Source organism: Pseudomonas sp. TTU2014-080ASC, assembly GCF_001446935.1.
Taxonomy (GTDB): Bacteria; Pseudomonadota; Gammaproteobacteria; order Pseudomonadales; family Pseudomonadaceae; genus Aquipseudomonas.
This window is the reverse complement of sequence record NZ_LKKK01000001.1, coordinates 834,313-855,094: the sequence shown is the minus strand read 5'-3', so window position 1 is coordinate 855,094 and position 20,782 is coordinate 834,313. Positions and strand designations below refer to the sequence as shown.

The 20,782-nt window shown below is 58.2% G+C and carries 19 protein-coding genes; 9 read left to right on the top strand and 10 right to left on the bottom strand.

Annotated elements, in window-relative coordinates:
- The first annotated feature begins 36 nt into the window (after positions 1-36).
- From AO726_RS03975 to AO726_RS03955, 5 genes are all read left to right on the top strand, one after another.
- Positions 37-1,314, top strand: coding sequence for an MFS transporter (locus tag AO726_RS03975; RefSeq protein WP_058066737.1), 1,278 nt, complete (start codon positions 37-39; stop codon positions 1,312-1,314).
- A gap of 9 nt (positions 1,315-1,323) precedes the next feature.
- Entirely contained in the window at positions 1,324-2,313 is a 990-nt protein-coding gene (locus tag AO726_RS03970) for a 2-hydroxyacid dehydrogenase (RefSeq protein ID WP_058066736.1), read from the top strand.
- A gap of 135 nt (positions 2,314-2,448) precedes the next feature.
- Entirely contained in the window at positions 2,449-3,180 is a 732-nt protein-coding gene (locus AO726_RS03965) for a gluconate 2-dehydrogenase subunit 3 family protein (RefSeq protein WP_058066735.1), read from the top strand.
- A gap of 3 nt (positions 3,181-3,183) precedes the next feature.
- Positions 3,184-4,968: a GMC family oxidoreductase gene (locus AO726_RS03960; RefSeq protein WP_241492044.1), complete on the top strand. Its 1,785-nt coding sequence runs from the start codon at positions 3,184-3,186 to the stop codon at positions 4,966-4,968.
- 11 nt (positions 4,969-4,979) lie between these two features.
- Positions 4,980-6,293 carry a c-type cytochrome gene (locus tag AO726_RS03955; protein WP_058066734.1) on the top strand — a complete coding sequence of 438 codons (1,314 nt, stop codon included), beginning with the start codon at positions 4,980-4,982 and terminating at the stop codon, positions 6,291-6,293.
- Positions 6,294-6,329: 36 nt separating this feature from the next.
- On the opposite strand, the gene AO726_RS03950 is transcribed toward AO726_RS03955, so the two are convergent.
- The 4 genes from AO726_RS03950 to yaaA are packed head-to-tail and all read right to left on the bottom strand — an operon-like array spanning position 6,330 to position 8,820.
- A complete protein-coding gene (locus AO726_RS03950; protein WP_058066733.1) occupies positions 6,330-6,710 on the bottom strand; it encodes a hypothetical protein in 381 nt (126 codons plus the stop codon).
- Between the two features lie 3 nt (positions 6,711-6,713).
- A complete protein-coding gene (locus AO726_RS03945; RefSeq protein WP_058066732.1) occupies positions 6,714-7,544 on the bottom strand; it encodes an SDR family oxidoreductase in 831 nt (276 codons plus the stop codon).
- A 28-nt stretch (positions 7,545-7,572) separates the two neighbouring features.
- A complete protein-coding gene (locus AO726_RS03940) occupies positions 7,573-8,037 on the bottom strand; it encodes a hypothetical protein (protein WP_058066731.1) in 465 nt (154 codons plus the stop codon).
- Between the two features lie 3 nt (positions 8,038-8,040).
- Positions 8,041-8,820: a peroxide stress protein YaaA gene (gene yaaA, locus AO726_RS03935; protein ID WP_058066730.1), complete on the bottom strand. Its 780-nt coding sequence runs from the start codon at positions 8,818-8,820 to the stop codon at positions 8,041-8,043.
- Positions 8,821-9,243: 423 nt separating this feature from the next.
- Between yaaA and AO726_RS03930 the strand changes: the two genes are divergently transcribed.
- Positions 9,244-10,635: a PhoH family protein gene (locus tag AO726_RS03930; protein ID WP_058066729.1), complete on the top strand. Its 1,392-nt coding sequence runs from the start codon at positions 9,244-9,246 to the stop codon at positions 10,633-10,635.
- Between the two features lie 40 nt (positions 10,636-10,675).
- Here the strand turns inward: AO726_RS03930 and AO726_RS03925 are convergent, their stop codons facing one another.
- Both AO726_RS03925 and AO726_RS03920 read right to left on the bottom strand, forming a co-directional pair.
- Entirely contained in the window at positions 10,676-12,067 is a 1,392-nt protein-coding gene (locus AO726_RS03925) for a DUF1254 domain-containing protein (RefSeq protein WP_206542494.1), read from the bottom strand.
- A 16-nt stretch (positions 12,068-12,083) separates the two neighbouring features.
- The gene (locus AO726_RS03920) at positions 12,084-13,529 is read right to left on the bottom strand and encodes a DUF1254 domain-containing protein (protein WP_082629041.1); all 1,446 of its coding nucleotides are present in this window, start codon (positions 13,527-13,529) and stop codon (positions 12,084-12,086) included.
- 309 nt (positions 13,530-13,838) lie between these two features.
- Here AO726_RS03920 and moaC point away from each other — a divergent pair, with 309 nt between their 5' ends.
- From moaC to moaE, 3 genes are read left to right on the top strand one after another with little or no spacing between them, the layout of a single operon-like run.
- Entirely contained in the window at positions 13,839-14,309 is a 471-nt protein-coding gene (gene moaC, locus AO726_RS03915) for a cyclic pyranopterin monophosphate synthase MoaC (RefSeq protein WP_058066728.1), read from the top strand.
- Positions 14,306-14,548: a MoaD/ThiS family protein gene (locus AO726_RS03910; RefSeq protein ID WP_058066727.1), complete on the top strand. Its 243-nt coding sequence runs from the start codon at positions 14,306-14,308 to the stop codon at positions 14,546-14,548. The genes moaC and AO726_RS03910 overlap by 4 nt, the downstream gene beginning before the upstream one ends.
- 3 nt (positions 14,549-14,551) lie before the next feature.
- Positions 14,552-15,001: a molybdopterin synthase catalytic subunit MoaE gene (gene moaE / locus AO726_RS03905; RefSeq protein WP_058066726.1), complete on the top strand. Its 450-nt coding sequence runs from the start codon at positions 14,552-14,554 to the stop codon at positions 14,999-15,001.
- A gap of 45 nt (positions 15,002-15,046) precedes the next feature.
- On the opposite strand, the gene AO726_RS03900 is transcribed toward moaE, so the two are convergent.
- The 4 genes from AO726_RS03900 to AO726_RS03885 form a co-directional block, all read right to left on the bottom strand.
- Positions 15,047-16,540, bottom strand: coding sequence for a PepSY domain-containing protein (locus AO726_RS03900; RefSeq protein WP_058066725.1), 1,494 nt, complete (start codon positions 16,538-16,540; stop codon positions 15,047-15,049).
- The gene (locus AO726_RS03895; RefSeq protein WP_058066724.1) at positions 16,540-18,699 is read right to left on the bottom strand and encodes a TonB-dependent receptor; all 2,160 of its coding nucleotides are present in this window, start codon (positions 18,697-18,699) and stop codon (positions 16,540-16,542) included. Before AO726_RS03895 ends, AO726_RS03900 begins: the two co-directional genes overlap by 1 nt.
- A 71-nt stretch (positions 18,700-18,770) precedes the next feature.
- Positions 18,771-19,172 carry a DUF2946 family protein gene (locus tag AO726_RS03890; protein ID WP_058066723.1) on the bottom strand — a complete coding sequence of 134 codons (402 nt, stop codon included), beginning with the start codon at positions 19,170-19,172 and terminating at the stop codon, positions 18,771-18,773.
- Between the two features lie 188 nt (positions 19,173-19,360).
- A complete protein-coding gene (locus tag AO726_RS03885; protein ID WP_058067088.1) occupies positions 19,361-20,743 on the bottom strand; it encodes an aspartate aminotransferase family protein in 1,383 nt (460 codons plus the stop codon).
- Positions 20,744-20,782: the final 39 nt, after the last annotated feature.

The following is a 20,782-nucleotide window of genomic DNA, read 5'->3' as shown; positions in this document are numbered from 1 at the left end:
TGATGGAACAAAAACAACAACGCCAGGAGAGCCCAGATGCTTACTTCACGACTTGCCTCACGCCGTTGGTGGCACATTCTGCCCATCGTTTTTATCACCTATAGCCTGGCCTATCTGGATCGGGCCAATTACGGTTTTGCCGCCGCTTCGGGCATGGCCGAAGACTTAAACATCACGCCCGGTTTGTCGTCGTTGCTGGGGGCTTTGTTCTTTCTCGGTTACTTCTTTTTTCAGGTGCCGGGGGCGATCTATGCGGAAAAGCGCAGCGTAAAAACGCTGATCTTCTGGAGTCTGATTCTGTGGGGCAGCTTGGCCACGCTGACCGGTGTGGTGCATCAGGTGTACTGGCTGGTCGTCATTCGTTTCCTGCTCGGCGTGGTGGAAGCTGCGGTGATGCCTGCCATGCTGATTTACCTGTGCCACTGGTTTACCCGTGCCGAGCGCTCGCGGGCCAATACTTTTCTGCTGCTGGGCAATCCGGTGACGATCCTCTGGATGTCGGTGGTGTCGGGCTATCTGATCGAGCAGTTCAACTGGCGCTGGATGTTCATCATCGAAGGCGCGCCGGCAATTCTCTGGGCTTTTATCTGGTGGCATCTGGCGGATGATCGTCCGGCTCAGGCCAAGTGGTTAAAGGCTGATGAAAAACAGGCGCTGGAGGATGCGCTGGCCGCTGAGCAGCAGGGCATCAAGCCGGTGAAAAACTACCGTGAAGCTTTTCGCTCACCGACGGTGATCATCCTGTCGCTGCAGTACTTCTGCTGGAGCATCGGTGTATATGGCTTTGTTCTGTGGCTGCCCTCAATTCTGAAACAGGCTGCGGGTGTGGATATTGTCACGGCCGGCTGGTTGTCTGCGTTGCCGTATCTGTGTGCGGTGCTGGCGATGCTGGGTGTGTCCTGGGCGTCGGACAAAATTCAGAAGCGTAAGCGCTTCGTCTGGCCTCCTTTGCTGATCGCGGCGCTGGCCTTTTACGGTTCGTACGTGGTGGGTACTGATCACTTCTGGCTGTCTTATGCGCTGCTGGTGCTGGCCGGTGCCTGCATGTACGCGCCGTATGGACCGTTCTTTGCCATTGTTCCGGAACTGTTGCCAAACAATGTCTCGGGCGGCGCGATGGCCCTTATTAACAGTATGGGGGCTTTGGGTTCGTTCTCCGGCTCGTGGCTGGTGGGTTACCTCAATGGTGCCACCGGCGGGCCGGGTGCTTCTTATCTGTTTATGTGTGGGGCGTTGTTGTTTGCCGTCGCGCTTACGGCAGTGCTTAACCCCTTACAGCCGACGCATCGGCAGCGTCTGGCGACCAACCACTAGGGATGTGTGATGAAGAAGTCAGTTGTTCTTTATAAGCGCCTGTCGGATGCACTGATGGCGCGTTTGCAGGCGCACGCTGAGGTGACTCTGATTGATAACCCCACAGGCGAGGGCAAGACAACGCTGCACGCGGCACTGCCTGCTGCTCATGGTTTGCTGGGCGCGAGCATGCGTCTGGACGACGCAGTACTCGCGCTGGCACCGAACCTTGAGGTGGTATCCAGTGTTTCAGTAGGTGTGGATAACTACGATATTGAGGCCTTTAACCGGCGCGGCGTACTGCTGACCAACACGCCGGATGTGCTGACAGAAACCACTGCTGACACCGGTTTTGCCCTGATTCTTGCGTGCGCCAGGCGGGTGGTGGAACTGGATGGCTGGATACGTGCTGGTCACTGGAAGGCGTCGATTGGGCCGGCGCAGTTTGGTTGCGATGTGCAGGGCAAAACCCTGGGCATTATTGGTATGGGGCGCGTCGGTGAAGCGCTGGCCCGGCGTGCGGCGGCGGGCTTCGGCATGCAGGTGCTGTATCACAGCCGTAACCCCCGCCCGGAAGTCGAGCTGCGTTACGGCGCGGGCTACCGCAGTTTGCGAGCTCTGCTGGCTGAGTCGGATTTCGTCTGTCTGACCGTGCCGCTGAGTTCAGCGACCGAGAACCTCATCGGCGCGGCTGAACTGGCCTTGATGAAGCCTTCAGCCATTCTGGTGAACATTGCCCGCGGTCGGGTTGTAGATGAATCGGCGCTGGTCGATGCACTCAAGCACAAACGCATTCGTGGTGCAGGTTTGGATGTGATGGTCAAAGAGCCCTTGCCGATGGATTCGCCCCTGCTACAGCTGGAGAACCTGGTGCTGACCCCGCATATCGGCTCAGCAACCGAGGAAACCCGCGAAGCCATGGCCCGCTGCGCCGTGGACAACCTGTTGGCCGCATTGGCGGGCGAGCGCCCGACCAATTTGGTTAACGACTCTGTCTGGCCGCGTTGCACTGACGTATAGCCAGTCCTTGTGCTGTTCCTGAACGGTTTTTTAGGAACAGCCGTCCATAACACCGGTCTACCCGAAGAGTCCCTGGAAATAGGGGACCACGCTGCATTGACCTGATCAAGCTTGTTGCAAGGAGAGGCACCTGCCATGTCCAAGGATAAATCCGACCACACTTATCCGGCGCGTCGAGAGTTTTTGCGTCATTCCCTCGGGCTGATTCCGGTGGCAGCGATTGCCGCTACCGGAGTGGGTTCCGCCATTCTGGCTAAGCCAGAAGCAGCAGTTGCTGCTCCCGCCACAAAGAGCTTCACACCCAGTTATTTCACAGCAGAAGAGCTGGCCTTTGTCAGCGCAGCGGTAGCGCGCCTGATTCCATCAGACAACCTAGGTCCCGGCGCGGCAGACAGTGGCGTGCCGGAGTTTATCGACCGCCAGCTCAACACCCGCTATGGCAGCGGTGGGCTGTGGTACATGCAGGGGCCATTCCAGCCGGATGCACCCAAGGAGCTGGGGTATCAGCTCAAACTGAGCCCGCAGGAGGTCTATCGCCTGGGCATCGAAGAGGCCAATAGCTATTGCCAGAAGCAGTGGGGTAAGTCGTTCGCTGAGCTGGATGAAGCCAAGCAGGAGCAGGCTTTGCAGGACTTTGACAGCGGCAAGGCGGTGTTCGAAGCCGTACCGGCTGCGACCTTCTTCGCCATGCTGTGGAGCAACACCTGTGAGGGCTTTTTCAGTGATCCGATTCATGGCGGTAATCAGGGCCTGGCTGGCTGGAAGCTGATCGGCTTCCCCGGTGCCCGAGCCGACTTTATGGACTGGGTTGAGCGTGATGAGCGTTATGCCTTCCCGCCTGTTTCCATCAGCGGCGAGCGAGGATAAGCCATGCACGTGATGAAGAAAGTTGATGTGGTTATCGTCGGTTTCGGTTGGGCGGGCGCCATCATGGCCAAGGAACTGACCGAAGCCGGATTGCAGGTGCTGGCACTGGAGCGTGGCCCGGCGCGGGATACTTACCCGGATGGGGTTTATCCACAGACCATGGATGAGCTGACCTATAACTCGCGCAAAAAACTGTTTATGGACATCTCCCGCGAGACCGTCACCTTGCGCCACAGCCGCAATGATGTAGCCGTTCCGTACCGTCAGTTCGGCGCATTTTTGCCAGGGACTGGCACGGGCGGCGCTGGCCTGCACTGGTCGGGCGTGCACTTCCGGGTTGATCCGATGGAGCTGCGTATGCGCAGCCATTACGAGGAGCGCTACGGGAAGAACTTCATCCCGGAGAACATGACCATTCAGGACTTCGGCGTCAGCTATGAAGAGCTGGAGCCGTATTTCGATTTTGCCGAAAAGGTCTTCGGCACTTCCGGCACCGCTTGGTCGATCAAGGGTGAGGTGGTGGGGCGTGATAAGGGCGGCAACCCGTTTGCAGCCGATCGCAGCGACGATTTCCCGCTGGTAGCGCAGAAGAACACCGTCTCCGCACAGTTGTTCGCCAAGGCCGCCACTGAGTTGGGATATCACCCGTACAACCTGCCATCGGCGAACACCTCAGGGACGTACACCAACCCCTACGGCGCGCAGATGGGGCCGTGCAACTTTTGCGGTTATTGCAGTGGCTATGCCTGTTACATGTATTCCAAGGCATCGCCCAACGTGAACATCCTGCCGGCGCTGCGCCAGGCCTCTAACTTTGAGCTGCGCAACAACGCCCACGTACTCAAGGTGAAACTCGACGATTCAAAAGCTCAGGCCACCGGTGTGATCTATGTGGACAGTCAGGGACGTAAGGTTGAGCAGCCGGCGGATCTGGTGATTCTGGCCGCATTCCAGTTCAACAACGTGCGCCTGATGCTGCTGTCCGGCATCGGCAAACCGTACGATCCGGTAACCAACGAAGGCGTAGTTGGGCGCAATTTCGCCTACCAGAACATGTCCACCGTGACCGCCTTCTTTAAGCCTGACGCGCATTACACCAACCCCTTTATTGGTGCCGGTGGTAACGGCATCGGCATGGATGATTTCAACGCCGATAACTTCGACCACGGCCCGCACGGTTTTGTCGGTGGCTCGCCATTTTGGGTGAACCAGGCTGGAACAAAACCCATCGCCGGACTCAAAGTGCCGCCGGGAACACCGAAGTGGGGCAGCGCCTGGAAGGCTGCAGTGGCCGAGAGCTACACCCACACCCTGTCGATGGATGCTCACGGTGCGCATCAGTCCTACCGCGACAACTATCTCGACCTTGACCCGCAATACACCGACAACTACGGCTTGCCGCTGCTGCGCATGACCTTCGACTGGCAGGAAAACGATGTGAAGATGAACCGCTTCATGCTCGAACGCCTGCAAAAGGTTGCAGAAACCATGGGCCCGAAAGCCATCAGTGTGTCGAGCAAGGTCAACGGTGCGCATTTCGATGCCAATAGCTACCAGACCACCCACCTGAATGGTGGCGCAATTATGGGCACCGACCCGAAAACCAGCGCGGTGAACCGCTATCTGCAAAGCTGGGACGTACACAACGTGTTTGTGCCGGGAGCTTCGGCGTTTCCGCAGGGATTGGGTTACAACCCGACCGGTTTGCTGGCAGCCCTGACCTATTGGTCGGCGCGGGCGATCCGCGAGCAGTACCTGAAGAACCCCGGCCCACTGGTGCAAGTATAAGGAGCATGCGCATGAAAACGACGTTGATTGCAGCCCTCGGCCTGCTCGCCAGTGGCTGTCTGTACGCCGCCGAAGGCGCGGATGCCGAGCTGATCAAACAGGGCGAATACCTGGCCCGTGCCGGTGACTGCGTGGCCTGTCATACCGCTAAGGGTGGCAAGCCATTCGCCGGTGGCCTGCCCATGGAAACCCCCATCGGAATTCTCTACTCCACCAACATCACGCCCCACAGCACCGGTATCGGTGAATACAGCTACGAGGACTTCGAACGGGCAGTGCGTCAGGGCATCGCCAAAGACGGAACCACCCTGTATCCGGCCATGCCTTACCCGTCCTATGCGCGGGTGACAGATGCCGATATGAAAGCGATGTATGCCTACTTTATGCACGGTGTTGAACCGGTTGAGCAAAAGAACCAAGCAAGCGACATCCCGTGGCCACTGAGCATGCGTTGGCCGCTGGCGATCTGGCGTGGGCTGTTTGCACCGGAGGTCAAGGTCGCAGATGCGGCAGGCAAAGATCCGGTGATCGAGCGCGGAGCTTATCTGGTCGAAGGTCTCGGCCACTGCGGTGCCTGCCACACGCCACGGGCACTGACCATGCAGGAGAAGGCCCTGAGCGATGCTGAAGGCAGTGAGTTCCTGTCCGGCAGCGCACCGCTGGAAGGCTGGATCGCCAAGAGCCTGCGCGGCGATCACAAGGACGGCCTCGGCAGCTGGAGTGAAGAGCAGCTGGTGGCCTTTATGAAGACCGGTCGCAGCGACACAAGCGCGGTATTCGGTGGCATGAGCGATGTGGTTGTGCACAGCCTGCAATACCTGACCGATGCTGACCTGACCGCGATTGCCCGTTACCTGAAAAGTCTGCCTGCGGTGAATGATGACGACCCACCGTTCAAAGAGGACGCGAAAGTCGCCAGCGCATTGTGGACAGGGGACGACAGCAAAACTGGCGCGGCGCTGTATGTGGACAGCTGCGCGGCCTGTCACCGTACCGATGGTAAAGGCTATCAGCGGGTATTCCCGGCGCTGGCGGGTAACCCGGTGGTACAGAGTGAGGATGCCACGTCGCTGATCCATATCGTGCTGGAGGGCGCGACCTTGCCTGCAACCCATACGGCACCGTCGACCTTCACCATGCCGCCGTTTGCCTGGCGTATGACCGACCAGCAGGTGGCGGATGTGGTCAGCTTTATCCGCACCAGTTGGGGGAATCAGGCGGGCAGCGTGAGTGCCAGGCAGGTGGCGAAGCTGCGCAGCCAGCCGCAACCGCCGTTGAAGCCAGAGTCGCTGATCAGCGATACCACGGGAGTCGAAGAGCCTTGAGGCAAAAAGGGCGTCCATATAGGACGCCCTTTTTTACTACTGCGGATCGCCGGGGCGGGTAAACAACCACGCTAAAAGCGGATAACAGAAGTAATGCAGGCCGAAGATCAGCGTGCCCATGGGGCTCGGGTCTTCTTTGAGCGTCATCATGCCCAGCAGACCGAGATACAGCATGCCGAGAATCCCGCTGTATAAACCCAGCAAGCGCCAGCGTTCGCCGGATTGCATCGGCCGTTGTTCACGCCAGCGAAACCACAGCGCCATGCCTGCTGCCACTAGCGCCGCAGCAGCAACAGTAGCGACCACTCCGCCGAGTTTGACGAAGGTGCGCAGCAGTAGATTGAGCACAATTGCGCCGACCACACCGCCAATGGCGAGGTGGCTGATAACGACGTTACGCAAAGTTGGCTGAGTCATCCGTTACAGTGACCGGTTCAGACCGAAGCGTTTTTTCATCATGCCTTCAAGCAGCCCCAGCGGCAGCAAACTGACCAGAAACGGCAGGGCGCGGCTGCCGTTGCCGATTCGCACGCGGCGGGCGCGGGGCTTTTTCTGCACTTCGCGCAGTAGCTTTTGGGCGAATTCAGTTGCGGGCGTTGGGTTGTCCTGCGAGGCCATCGCGCGGGCGCGGATGCCGTCGCGAATCGGCCACCAGGGTGAGGCTTCATCAATCAATTGCTCAGCTTGCTGGGTCGCATTGGCACCGAAGCTGGACTCAATCGCACCAGGCTGTACTTCCATCACCTCGACGCCAAAAGGCGCCAGCTCCATACGCAGCGAGCCAGTGAGTGCGGCGACAGCTGCTTTGGAGGCGCAGTAAGTGCCGGCAAATGGGGTGATCAGCACCGAAGAAATACTGCCGATATTCACCACCAGGCCCTTGTTCTGACGCAGCAGCGGGAACATCGCGCGGGTCACGCCGATGATGGAGAACACGTTGGTCTCGAACTGCTTGCGCATGGCCTCAACGCCACCATCCAACAACGGCCCCATGGCACCGAAGCCGGCGTTGTTGATCAGCACATCCAGCCCGCCGATTTCGCTTTTCAGGCGTTCGGCCAACTCACCCAATGCCAGGCCGTCATTCACGTCCAGTTGCGCACTGTGAAAACCGGCGGCCTCGAGTGCAGCAACATCTTCCGCTTTGCGAGCCGTAGCCCAGACCTGATAACCCGCCTGTTTGAATGCGTCAGCAAGTGCGCGGCCAATACCGCTGGAACATCCGGTGATCAGTACGCTGGGTTGTGGCATGGCAGACTCCTGTTCTTGTTAATCGTTATTAATAGGTGAAGGTGCCCTGCAGGCGTTCAGCGCGAAACTCCAAGGTGCTTGGACGGTAGCCGCTGCGTAGCGTAGGCAAGGGCAGGCAGGTGCTCCAGCTCTCTCCGGGCGGCAGATCACCAGGACCGGTGTAGCGCGGGGTGTCGTACAGGCGTTGAGCCAGGTTGACTGTTTCACCGGGGCGATAGGCGGCGATTTCCCAGTGCAGTTCGTGTACAGCAGCGTTACTGTCGTTCTTCAGCTCAAACGCCAGTGGCCGGTCGGCCGGACAGCTGTCCGGCGCGTAGTTCAAGTTCACTTGCAGGCGCGAGAGCTGATGATTGTCCCGCGATTCTTGCCACAGCACCCAGCTGGCAACCAGCCCCAGCCCAGCCAGCGCGCCGAGTGAAATCGGCAGCGCCTTGGCCGGGTAGCGAATCAGTAATATCAGCCAGCACAGCAGCAGGAACGCGCCGAACAGCATGCATCAGTCCTCGGGGTGGTCGCGCAGGAACACCAGACTATCAGGCTTGGACTGCTCAGGGCTGTAGTAATAACCGTTGAGGTTAAAGTCCTTGAGTTTTTCCGGGTTGGTCAGGCGCTCTTTGATCACATAGCGGGCCATCAGACCGCGGGCCTTTTTGGCGTAGAAGCTGATGATCTTGTACTGGCCGTTTTTCAGGTCCTTGAACTCGGTGTCGATGATCCGGGCGTTCAGGGCTTTGCGTTTAACCGCGCTGAAGTATTCGTTGGAGGCCAGGTTGAGCAGTACATCATCACCTTGGGCTGCCAGTGCTTCATTCAGCCAGCCGCTGATTTGCTCGCCCCAGAACTCGTAGAGGTTCTTGCCTTTGTGGTTGGCAAACTTGGTGCCCATTTCCAGGCGGTAAGGCTGCATCAGGTCCAGCGGACGCAGCAGGCCGTACAGTCCGGAGAGCATGCGCAGGTGAGTTTGGGCAAAGTCGAAATCGTCTTCACTGAAATCTTCGGCATTCAGGCCGGTGTACACGTCGCCTTTAAAGGCCAGCAGGGCCTGTTTGGCATTGGATGGGTTGAACGGACGCTCCCAGCTGCCAAAGCGGGCGGCATTCAGGCCAGCGAGCTTGTCGGAGAGATGCATCAACTCAGCGATCTGAGCCGGGCTCAGCTCGCGCAGCTGCTCGATCAATTCCTGTGAGTGGTCCAGATGTTCCGGCTGGGTAAAGCGTTGAGTCACCGGCGCGGTTTCGTAATCGAGGGTTTTGGCCGGGGAAATCACCATCAACATAAGCAGGCTCCTTAAGATACCCGGCCGATTCTAGAAGGTGTGCACGGTTGAAACCACCTATCAGGGCGATTAGATGGATAGTCGGATGTAATAGGCCGTTTAAGTCGGGCGATACAGAAGGGTTGCAGCGAGTTTGGGCGTTAATTTTCGCCCGGTAGGACTATTGAATGTAGACCTCATTTTTAGCGACGCCAAGGGTCAATTGTCGTGTCGACAAATAAATAGGGAAAACCTCAAAAAAACATTTTTCTGTCACTTTTTTTGGAGTAATTAGTCATTCAAGACCGCCGAACCCTGCAGACAGGTGGCGGCCATTGGCCTTCACATTTCTGCCTGTTCTCAATCTCTGGTTGAGCGTTTGGCGGCCTTTTTCGGTGCAGTCGTGAGCTGTACCGCCTGGCCACAATGAGAAGGTGCTCGAGTATGGATGACCATGGACGCCGCAAGTCTACCGCTCCAACCCTGTATGCCCTCGATACCAATGTGCTGATCCACGATCCGAACGCCTTGCTGAATTTTGAAGAACACCATGTCGCTATTCCGATGACGGTGCTGGAGGAGCTGGACAAACTCAAAAGCGGTAAACAAGGTGTGGCGGCTGAGTGCCGTCAGGCCATTCGCCTGATCGACAAGATTCTTGGCAGTGCATCGCCGGAGGAAGTGGAGCACGGCGTTGCCATTCAGCGTGACAAGAGTGGCCCTTGTGGCTTTCTGTCGATTCTCATGAGCAAAAGCGCAGCCCCGGTGACCTGGCTGCCGGAAGACCTCAACGACAACCGCATCATCAACCAACTGGTTGAGCTCAAATCACACCGCCCCGGCCTCAACGTGGTGCTGGTGACTAAAGACATCAACATGCGCCTGAAAGCGCGGGCTTGTGGCATCAACTCCGAGGATTACCACACCGATCAGTTGGTGGATGACGTGTCTTTGCTGTCCCAGGGCTACCACGATATGGAAGGCTCATTCTGGGACCGCGTCAGTAAAGTGGAAACCCGTCAGGGCCACGGGCGTACGTGGCACAAGGTGCAGCTCACTGACAACTTGCCTGCTGTGCACGTCAATGAATTTATCCTCGACGAACAAGGCTTTGTGGGCTGGATTAAAGGCATCGAAAACGGCGAGATGACCATTCTCGATCTGCATCAGGAGCCGTTGTTACATCAGGAAGCCTGGGGCCTGAAACCCCGGGATATTTATCAGGCGCTGGCGCTGTATGCCTTGCTCGATCCGGATATTCATCTGGTCAACCTGTCGGGCGCAGCGGGGTCGGGTAAAACCATTCTGGCGCTCGCCGCAGCCATTGAGCAGACCATGGTGACCAAACGCTACCGGCGCATTATCGCAACGCGCAGTGTGCAGGGGCTGGATCAGGAAATCGGCTTTTTGCCAGGCACTGAGGCCGAGAAGATGGAGCCTTGGCTCGGGGCGATCACCGATAACCTGGAGGCGCTGCACCTGGATGATGAGAACACCCACGGCAGCGTGGATTACATCCTGCAGAAGGTGCCGTTGCAGTTCAAATCCCTTAACTACATCCGTGGCCGTAGCTTCCAGCAGAGTCTGATCCTGATCGACGAGTGTCAGAACCTCACGCCGCACCAGATGAAAACTATCATCACCCGTGCCGGTAACGGTTCCAAGGTGATCTGCTTGGGTAACCTGGCGCAAATTGATACGCCGTATCTGTCTGCACCAAGCTCAGGGCTGACTTACCTAACTGAACGCTTTAAGGACTTTGAGCACGGCGTGCATATCACCTTGCAAGGTGTACCGCGCTCGATTCTGGCGGAGTACGCGGAAAGTCATATGTAAAAAGCACAAGCCCCGGCAGGTGCCGGGGCTTGTTGGTGGCTTAGAGCGCCTTCACCTGCGGAGGCGTCCATTTGCCGGTCAGTGCCGGGCTTTTCGGCCAGTACAGACGCATGTTCATACTGAAGTTCCCGCTGGCCGGAGCCGGCAGCCAGTTGGACTGCTTGTCCTTTTCAGGCGCTTCACGCTGGATGTAAAGATCCAGCGAACCGTCCGGATTGAGCTTGAGATTGTCGCGGTCGCCAATGGCGAAGCGCTCGATCGGGTTGGCGGTGAACAGCTGGCGCTCGTCGTACATGGTCAGTGACCAAAAACCTCGGACTGGCGGCAACTGATCAGCTGGGAAGTGAATCACGTAGCGTTTGTCACTTTGCAGCGGTTTGCCTTCGCTGTCGGTATAGGCGCTTGGGTAAATCGCATCTTCAACCACGTTGGCACCCAGTCCCGCGTAGGCCACGCCAGCCCGGCGCAGGTAGTCAGTACCGTAGGTGCCGATAGCCGTCAGGTTGGTGCTCCAGCCATTGGCCTTTACCCCAGAGTCGCGGAACGCAGCTTTGATCATTGGCAGCGCTTCGGCGGGGGCAGCACGCAGAGCCTTTTGGACCTCGGCTGAGAGTTTGTTGAATTCAAACGGTTGCCCGGGAATCAGCCCGATGCGCTGCATTCTGTCTAGCATCGGGTAGTCCGTTGCGTGCGGCGCGTTTCGCTTGAGCAACTCTGCGAAGCTTGCAAAAAACGCTTCGGCAGGCATTTTCTCGACTTGCTCTGGTGGCGCAGACATATCCAGTTCAGGATTCACCTGTCCAGAAGGGGCTGTGTAGCTTTTGCCATCTGCACTCAGCGGGTAGGCGCGTAAGCCGTTTTGAAAGCTGTGTACTGCTGGATAGTCAGCTTTTCCGTTGGTTTTGGTGCGACCAATGATCAGGCCGTCGTTGGTTGGGCTGTGATAGGTGTGAACCCCGGATGGGAGTTTGCCGCTCCAATTGGGGCCGACAATGGCGATTTTTTGCTGTGCATTACCGGTGGTGCGAGTGCCCGGCGCGGCAAATACATCGGTCCACCAATCTTGCATGGTGAGCATGTAGTAGCGATCACCGGCTTCCGGTATTTCGATCAGCAGCGGTTCTTTACTGACGTCGAAAGTCAGTGCGCTATAGAGCGTATCGGCGTTAGGTCTGACTACGTCGGTGAAGGTGTGATCCGGGAAGGCTCTGGCATGCGCAAACTGGTTGACTGGCCCCCGTAAGCCGGTGGGCTTGGCCACGTTGGTAGCAACATCGCGGGTGATCTGCATGATTACCAGAGGGTATGCATAGATATAGGCATCCCGGGCGATTTCCTGGATTTCTTCAGGCGTCATATCCGCTTGTGCAAATACAGGTACGCTGGTGGCGAGCATAAGTGCAGTGCTGAGCAGTGTTTTTTTCATATCCATTTCTCTGCTTTCCTGTTCAGTTGGTCTTACGGACGGCAGGCGGTACCCATTCGCCGCGCAGCACTTCAGCGCGCGGAGAGTACAGGCGCAGGGTCAGTTGGAAGTTGCCTTCAGGGGCTGGCAGCCAGTTGCTTTCTTTGTCTTTGCCCGGCGCTGCGTGTTGCAGATACAGGTCAAGGGAGCCGTCGCTGTTATAGGTGAGCTTGTCGTGGCTGCTGAGGGCAAAACGGTTGATCGGGTTGGCGATCTGAAAGCCCATGTTGTCGTACATGGTCAGCGACCAGAAGGCGTCAGCCGGAGGTAGCTGGCTCTTTTCAAAGTGCAGGACATAGTTGTTCTGGCCTGAGTAAGGCTTACCGTCTGCATCGGCAAAACCATTCGGGTAGATCGCATCTTCCGGCAGGTTGGCCCCCAGCCCGGCCAGGGCGACAAGTGCTCGGGTGCGGTAGCGGGTGCCGTAGACGCCCAGATCATCAGACCAGTTCCAGCCGTTTTTCACCTTGCCAATCGAGGCGTTGCTGATGGCTTTGACGATGTCTTCCTGGCTGGACTTGGCTACGCCACGAATGATTTCGAGCTGTGCGGGGGTAAAGCGGCTGGTGTCGAAGTCCTTGCCCGGCTCGATCCCCAGAGCCCGCAGACGATGCAGGATGGGGTAGTCGTTGGCATGGGGTGGATAAACTTTCAGCAGTTCGGCAAAGCGCGTCAGCAGTTGAACGCCATCCATTGAGTTGACCACTTTCTGCGGGGCGATCTGATCATTCGGGTCTTTGCGTACGGGCAAACCGGTGGGCGGTGTGTAGTCGCTGCCCCAGGCACTGAGCGGGGTGAGCTTCAGTTGGTCCTGGAAGGCATGCACGTTGGCATAGTCCGCAGGACCATTGGTCTGCGTGCGGGTAAGCAGCCAGACCATCGAGGTGGGCGCTTTGATCTGCTCCACACCGTCCGGCAGTTTGCCTTCCCAGCCTGGCGCGGTGATTGCGTAGTGGCCAGCTTGGTTGCCGGTGGTGCGGGTGCCGGGCACGGCAAATACATCGGTCCACATGTCCATCAACGGTGCCAGGTAGTAGCGGCCTTTGCTGTCTGGCAGGCTGAGGATGACGGGCTCTTTAGCGGTATCGAGCCAGGCCAGGGAGTACAGGGTGTCGAAGTTAAAGCGCACCACCTCTTTGGCCTCGGCATCCGGATAGGAGCGGTAATGCGCGAACTGATTGACCGGAGCGCGGCGGGGGATGCTGGTAGCGTCAGGCGTATTGACGGCCTGACGCATGGTGGCATCCATAGTGACCAGCGGGTAGGCGTACAAATAGGCATCGCTTACCAGCGCCTTGAACGCTTGTTCTTCACTTTGGGTTGTTTGGCTGGGGGTTGCAGGGGCGGCCAGCACACTGGCTGGCAGGGTGAGTGTACAAATAACGCTAACGGCAGTGACGAGGGGAAGAATACGGGTGGACAGATTCATGACGGCCTCTGTTTGTAGAGTGTTTTAATCATGTCTGATCAGCTCAACATGCATTGAGACAGCTCTGGCTCGGACGGACGTACATCAGGAGTGTGGTGTGCTGACAGTCGATAGACTTAACAAACTGCGCCAAATATTTAGCTTTCGATGTCAGGGAGACCAACCACTGTCTGGTGAATATCAGTGCATCAACGCAGACTCTCTGGCACTAGCCGATACTGCCCTGTGTCGTAACTGACTGGCGCTGCACGTATTCCCTCTCAAAGCTTAGTCGTACAATCTTCGCAATTCCTGTTTGGAGTCTTTTCAGTGCTAACCCATCTTGATTCACAAGGCCGTGCCAACATGGTCGATATCAGCGACAAGGCGCAGACCGTGCGTGAAGCCGTAGCTGAAGCGCGGGTGCGCATGCTGCCGCAAACGCTGCAGATGATCGTGCAGGGTGATCACCCTAAAGGGGATGTGTTTGCTGTGGCGCGAATTGCCGGGATTCAGGCCGCGAAGAAAACCTCTGACCTGATTCCGCTGTGTCATCCGCTAATGCTCACCAGTGTCAAAGTTGAGTTGCAGGCCGAAGGCGATGACGCTGTGCGGATCACTGCACGCTGCAAACTGACCGGCCAGACCGGTGTGGAAATGGAAGCGCTGACTGCTGCAAGTGTGGCCGCGCTGACGATTTATGACATGTGCAAGGCGGTGGATCGCGGTATGCAAATTGAGCAAGTACGGTTGCTGGAAAAACTGGGTGGCAAGAGTGGCCACTATGTGGCGTCCGTATGATTCGCGTGCAGTATTTCGCCCGTTACCGTGAGGTGTTGGGGCTGGATTCAGAAGAGTTGGCAGCGGAATTCAGCAATATGGACCAGGTGCGTCAGCATCTGCTTAGCCGGGGTGGTGTGTGGAGCGTTCTGGCCGAGGGTGGTTTGATGTGCGCGCGCAATGAAGAGCTGTGCAGCCTCAGCGAACCTGTCCGCAGTGGTGATCAGATCGCCTTTTTCCCCACTGTGACTGGAGGCTGAAGCATGTCTGTCCGTGTTCAGCCCCACGCCTTCGATCCCGGAGTTGAGTTGAATGCTCTGCACGCCGACAACCTGGGGATTGGGGCTGTGGTGTCCTTTGTCGGCTATGTGCGTGACTTTAATGACGGGCAGGATGTTGGCGGGATGTTTCTTGAGCACTTCCCCGGCATGACTGAAAAAGCGCTGAATAAAATCATTGCTGAGGCGCAGCAGCGTTGGCCGCTACTGAAGGTTGATGTGATCCACCGCATCGGGCGGCTGGAGCCGGGTGAACCGATTGTATTTGTCGGCACCTGTAGCGCCCACCGCTTGGCGGCGTTTGAGGCGTGCCATTTCATCATTGATTATCTGAAAACCCGTGCGCCGTTTTGGAAAAAAGAAGACACCGCGAACGGTCCGCGCTGGGTTGAAGGACGTAACAGCGATCAGGCTGCGGCAGATCGTTGGCGCTGAAAGGGCTGGCAACTGCCAGCCCTGATAGTCTCAGGACTCTGGCAGTTATAGGCGCTGGCTGCGTTGGCGCTGTTGCTGCCTCCGACTCAGGCGTCTCCAGCTGAGCACTACACCACTTACTGAGACCAACAGTCCGCCCAGGCTGAACAGGATAATCAGCACTTCGCGCAGCAACGGCCGATCCAGCAGGGCCTGAATGTCCCAGCTATGCAGCAGATTAAACAGCCAGCGGTTAGTGCGCTGAGCCTCATCGCTGCGTGCCACCACCTTGCCGCTGGTTGGGTCTATGTACAGCCAGGTTTTTTCCGCATCGCCAAAGCGCATCCGCACCACTGGCAGCGGACGCTCCTGCGCACCGTTCATGCTGTATTCGGCCCGCGCGTAATAGTAGTTGTCATAGTGGCTTTGCCAGTCACCCTGCAAGGTGATGCCTTCGGCAAGCAGGCGCGCGGCTGCGAGCAGGCGCTCACGGGAGAAGGCCAGTTTAGGCGGCTCGAAGTCTTCAAGAATGCGGCTCTTGCCGGTGGCATCCCTGGCCACAAGATAGGTTTCGCCGCTTAAGCGCTGCCATTCTAGCTCAACGGGCTTGAAGCCGGTTTCCGTCTGGAATTGAAGCAGCGCCTCATTGACCCCGAAGCTCAGATCAGCAGCGCGCAACGACCCCTGCTGCAAGTCTTTGCTCAGCAGCTGTGAGTGGCCGTCGGTGAGCCCCCACGGGCGCATAGACATGAAGCCGCTGAATACCCACAGCACCAGCAGCAGCCCAAACAGCAGGCCTGCGATGTGGTGCCAGTGCAGCCAGCCGGTCTTATAAGGGCTGCAGGAGCCATGGCGATATGGGGTGCGCAGGCGCAAGCGCAGCAGGCCCACGATCATGCCGAACACAGCCATCGTAGTACCGATCAGCGAGAGGCCGATGACCAGCATGCGCCAGCCATTTTCTATGCCGAATCCCCCGCGCAACGGGTACAGCCAATGCAGCCAGGCACCGAGCCAATTCCAGCTGCGCTCCTGTGCGTTGGCATCCAACACCACCTCACCCGTCTGGCTGGACAGGTAAAGCCAGGTTTTCGCTTTATCGTTGCTGACTATCCGGTACAGCGGACGGTGCGGGTCAAGGGCGCGGGAGTGGGTCCACATGTCTTCATCCAGCAGGCCTTGATAATACAGCGAGGTGTTGCCGTTGAACTGCCAGGCGTTTGCGACGGCCCAAGACTGAGTAACCTCGCTGACGGGTTTGCCGTTTTGTGCATTCACGGCCAGATGCTGTCCGTTAGGCAACACCAGCAGGTAATGCGGTTTCCCGGCTAGGCTGGTCAGCCGCAGGCTTTCCAGTGGGATATGTGCCCACTGGTTTGGGAGCGGTGCACAGCAAGTGGCGGGTAACTCCGGCAGGTGGCCAAGGCGTTCGGCTGGTGTCAGTTTGGGGTAGCCCACATACAGCATGACCACGCCTGAAATGAACCACAGCGCCATAAACAGACACGAGACGATACCCAGCCAGCGGTGCCAGAGATAAAGATGGCGTTTGAGCTTCATCAGTATCTCCACTGCATTTCGAATTCAACGCTGCGTGGCTCTCCCACGTAGTACTGGGTGTTGCTCTGGTGGATAAAACGGGCGTAGACCTCATCTGTCAGGTTACGGACGCGGGCGTTGAGCTGAATGTGCTCGTCCAGATCATGGCTCATGGACAGGCCATACAGGGTGTAGGACGGCACCCACATGGTGTTAGCGGTATCGGCGTAGGCTGCGGCAACATAGCGGGCGTCCGCGCCGATCTTCCAGTTCGGTGCCATCTGGTAAGTCAGCCACAGGTTGGCAGTGCGGTCGGGGATGTTCACCGGGTTTTTGCCTTTGCGTGAGTACACCGTGTCGCCGATCTTCTCGTTGAATTCGTCGTACTCGGCATCTACCCAGGCATAGTTGGCGGCGACCAGCAGTTTAGGAGTGATTTTGAAAGAGGCCGCCAGTTCGACCCCGGTTGAAGTCTGCTGACCGGCTTGCTCTGTGGTATTGGGCACAGTTGAAGAGGGCACCGAGACGTTCTTGCGCACAATCCGATAAGCCGCTGCTGTGGCGCTACCTCGGCCATCGAGAAAGTCGAACTTGCTGCCGACTTCCACCTGCTGTCCGGTGCTCAGGTCAAAATCACCCACCTGTGACGCCGAGGCGCTGGTCAGCGTGCCTCCCGGAGGTTCAGCCGACGTGCTGTATTGGCTGTACAGGCTCAGGTTGGGAGTCAGCTCGTAGACCAGACCGAGGCGGCCGGTAACGGCATCCCAGCGGCGGTCATAGGTCTGGCCGTTGACGTGGTCTTTGAGGTCGAAGTCGATGTGGTCGTAACGCAGTGCAGTAATCAGCGACAGCTGATCGGTCAGCTGGGTCTGGTTTTCGGCAAACAGCGACGAGGTATCCGTCCAGGTGCTGCGGCCCTTGGTACGTGGCGCGTCCATGCCGGGTATATCGAGGAAGTGCCCGGGATCAAACTGTCCCGGGTCGACCACATCAAACGCGCCGGACGACAACGGATACAACGTCTGTTGATTGCGGCTGTACTCAAGGCCAAACGCCCAGTTGCTGCTCAGACTGAACAGTTCGCCTGCATGGCTGAGTTCCACGCGGTTGCCGTTGAGTTCCTGATCGTGGCGCTGGCGGTAGGCGCTGGAGCGGGCAATCTGGCTGTTGTCATTGCTGTAGCGGTACACCTCAAGGTTGCGGTAATCGCGCTGGCCTTTGTAGTGATAGAAGGTATTACGCAGTTGGCTGTCATCGCTCAGGCGGTAATCCGTGATTGAGCGCAGCCAGCGGGTGCGCTGCTCGTAGCGGCCATCTTCAACGTTGTAGTTTTTAAAGCGATTGTGCTTGTCGATATGCAACTCGCCGGACTGCGGTTGCAGCGTTGGAGTGCCCCAGTACGGGCTGTCTTCTTTCTCTTCCAGATACTCGATGGCCAAGGTGTGGGAGAGTCGGTCGTTGATGTCGCTGAGCAGTGAGAAGGCAACGTTGCCTGCACCGTTCTCTTGTCGGTCGATATAGCCGTTGCTGCTGGTGCGGCTGTAGTCCATGCGGGCGTAGTGCTTGATTCCGTCGCTGTCTGGGTTGAGCGCTTTGTTAAAACCCACTGCGGTTTCCCACGTGTCGTAGCGACCGTAACGGGTACGGCCCTCGAAGACATCTTCGTCGCGGTTGGCCAGGCGGGTGATCATATTCAGGCTGCCACCCACAGCGCCGCTGCCATTAAGAAACGATGACGGCCCGCCGAGCAGCTCGACTCGATCATAAATCCAGTCACCGATGGGGCGGGCGGCCGCGCCGGATTGCAGGTTGATGCCGTTGAATAACTGACCGATCTGCGCCCCGTTAAAGCCCCGGTAAGACACGTAGCCGCCCCAACCGGGCGGAGCTGAGGCATTGACGCCGGGCAGAGCGTTGGCTGCGTCTTGGAAATTGCGCGCGCCGATGCGATCCATGGTGGCGCGGTCGGCAACACTGACGGAGGCCGGGTTTTCCCTAGCGCTGAGGTTAAGACGTGAGCCACTACTGATGGGCTTGTCGAGGTCCAGCTGGGTGTCTTCCCCATTGTTGTGAGTGGTGGCAGTAATGGTGCCAGCGGGCAGATTGAGGGTGTCATCCAATGCCCAGGTGCAGGTGGTCGCACTGCTTACCAGCAGCGCCAGAGTTGTTCTACGGAGCATGTTCAGCTTCCTGGTTGTGAATCAGCGAGCAGCCGTCAGCGCCGCCTCAGGCGGGCTGTTTCAGGCTGAAATCAACGTGAAGGAAGCGGGCGTGGGGAGGCGCGGGGATTGGCCAGCGGCCAGCGGTCACGCGGGGCTCTGTGGCAACAGCGCACTGGCAGAGCTTGGCCTGCATCTGTCCTTAGCAGGCACAGCAAGCCAAATAAGGCGGCCAACAAAAGGGCGCTGAACAGGCTGGTCAACATGCAGCTCGGTTCTGCGGCTGCATTCATCGTGCTGTGCTGCTCAAGCGCCAAAGGCTCAGCAGACGACGCCTCAGCATGCAGCGAACAAAACGCCGGAGTGAGGCCGCTAAGGCTCAGTCCGGTCATTTGCCCATGGTTCAGTGCGCACGCCCACGAACTGACTAGAACGCTGAAATACAGCATCCAGATCAGCAGCGGTTGTCGATGGCGAGCCAGGGTTGTGGGCATGGATTGAAGCGTTAACAGGCAGTTTCAGACAGTACTCCGCAGCGGAGTCGCGATGGGAGAATTCTACAGATTCCTGACTGTTCGGGCAGGTGCCAACGGACGGGATGGCGTGGGAATAATTCGAAAATTCCGTTCGCCAGAATGCAAACAGCCGCGACATTGCGCGGCTGTCTGACAAACACCGGAGGTTACAGCACGCCAATTTCCTTGGCGGTGCGGTCAACTGCGCGTTTGGTTTTTTCCACCAGCTCATCCAGCTCGCTGCGGGTTGCAACCAGTGCCGGGGCCATGATCATCCGGCCCAGGGTGGAGCGGATAATGACGCCTTCTTCAAAACCAATGGTACGGCAGCGCCAGGCGATGTCGTTTTCATTGGCGAAGCGCTTGCGGGTTGCTTTGTCTTCGGCAAATTGCAGAGCCGCTACAAAGCCGGTGCCCTGAATGTCGCCCACCAGCGGGTGCTGGCCAAAGACTTCACGCAGGCACTGTTGCAGGTACGGGCCGGTTTGATCCTTAACCTGATCAACCACACCTTCATCGCGCAGGGCTTTGATGTTGGCCAGAGCCACAGCAGCGGCCACCGGGTGCCCGGAGTAGGTCAGGCCGTGGGCAAATACGCCGCCTTGCTCGACCAGCACATCAGCAATGCGTTTGCTCAGAACTAAGCCGCCCATTGGCACGTAACCGGAGGTCAGGCCTTTGGCGATGGACAGGGTGTCCGGCTCAAAGCCGAAGTGCTGGTGGGCAAACCACTCACCGGTACGGCCAAAGCCGCCGATCACTTCGTCTGCGCACAGCAGCACATCGTACTTACGGCAGATGCGCTGGATTTCCGGCCAGTAGCTTTCCGGCGGGAAGATCATGCCGCCAGCGCCCTGGAATGGCTCAGCGATAAAACCAGCGACGTTGTCAGCGCCCAGTTCGAGAATCTTGTCTTCCAGCTGCTGGGCGCAACGACGGCCAAACTCTTCCGGGGTCAGATCGCCGCCATGGGCGTACCAGTAAGGTTCGTCGATGTGAGCGACGTCCGGGATCATGCCACCCATCTCGTGCATGAATTGCATGCCACCCAGCGCGGTCGCAGCCAGGGTCGAGCCGTGATAGCCGTTCCAGCGACCAATCATGATCTTCTTCTGCGGCTTGCCGAGGATCTGCCAGTAGCGGCGCACGGTGCGGATCAGAACCTCGTTAGATTCAGAGCCTGAGTTGGTGTAGATCGCGTGGCTGTAGTGGCCAGGCAGCAGGCTGAACAGCGTCTCAGACAGCTCCACCACCGCAGGGTGAGTGGTGTGGAAGAACATGTTGTAGTACGGCAGTTGGGCCATTTGCTCGGCGGCCACTTTGACCAGATCCTGACGGCCATAGCCGAGGTTGGTGCACCACAGGCCGGACATGCCGTCCAGGTAGCGTTTGCCGTCGTTGTCCCACAGGTACAAGCCTTCGCCGCGCACGATCACCCGCGGGCCTTCGGCATTCAGGGCTTTCTGGTCCAGAAATGCGTGAATGTGGTGAGCAGCATCGGCTGCCTGATAGTCCTGAGTGGAGCGGGATGGAGTATTCGGGCTCGTCATTTCAGCAACCTCAATCATTGCAGGTGTAGCTGGCCGGGA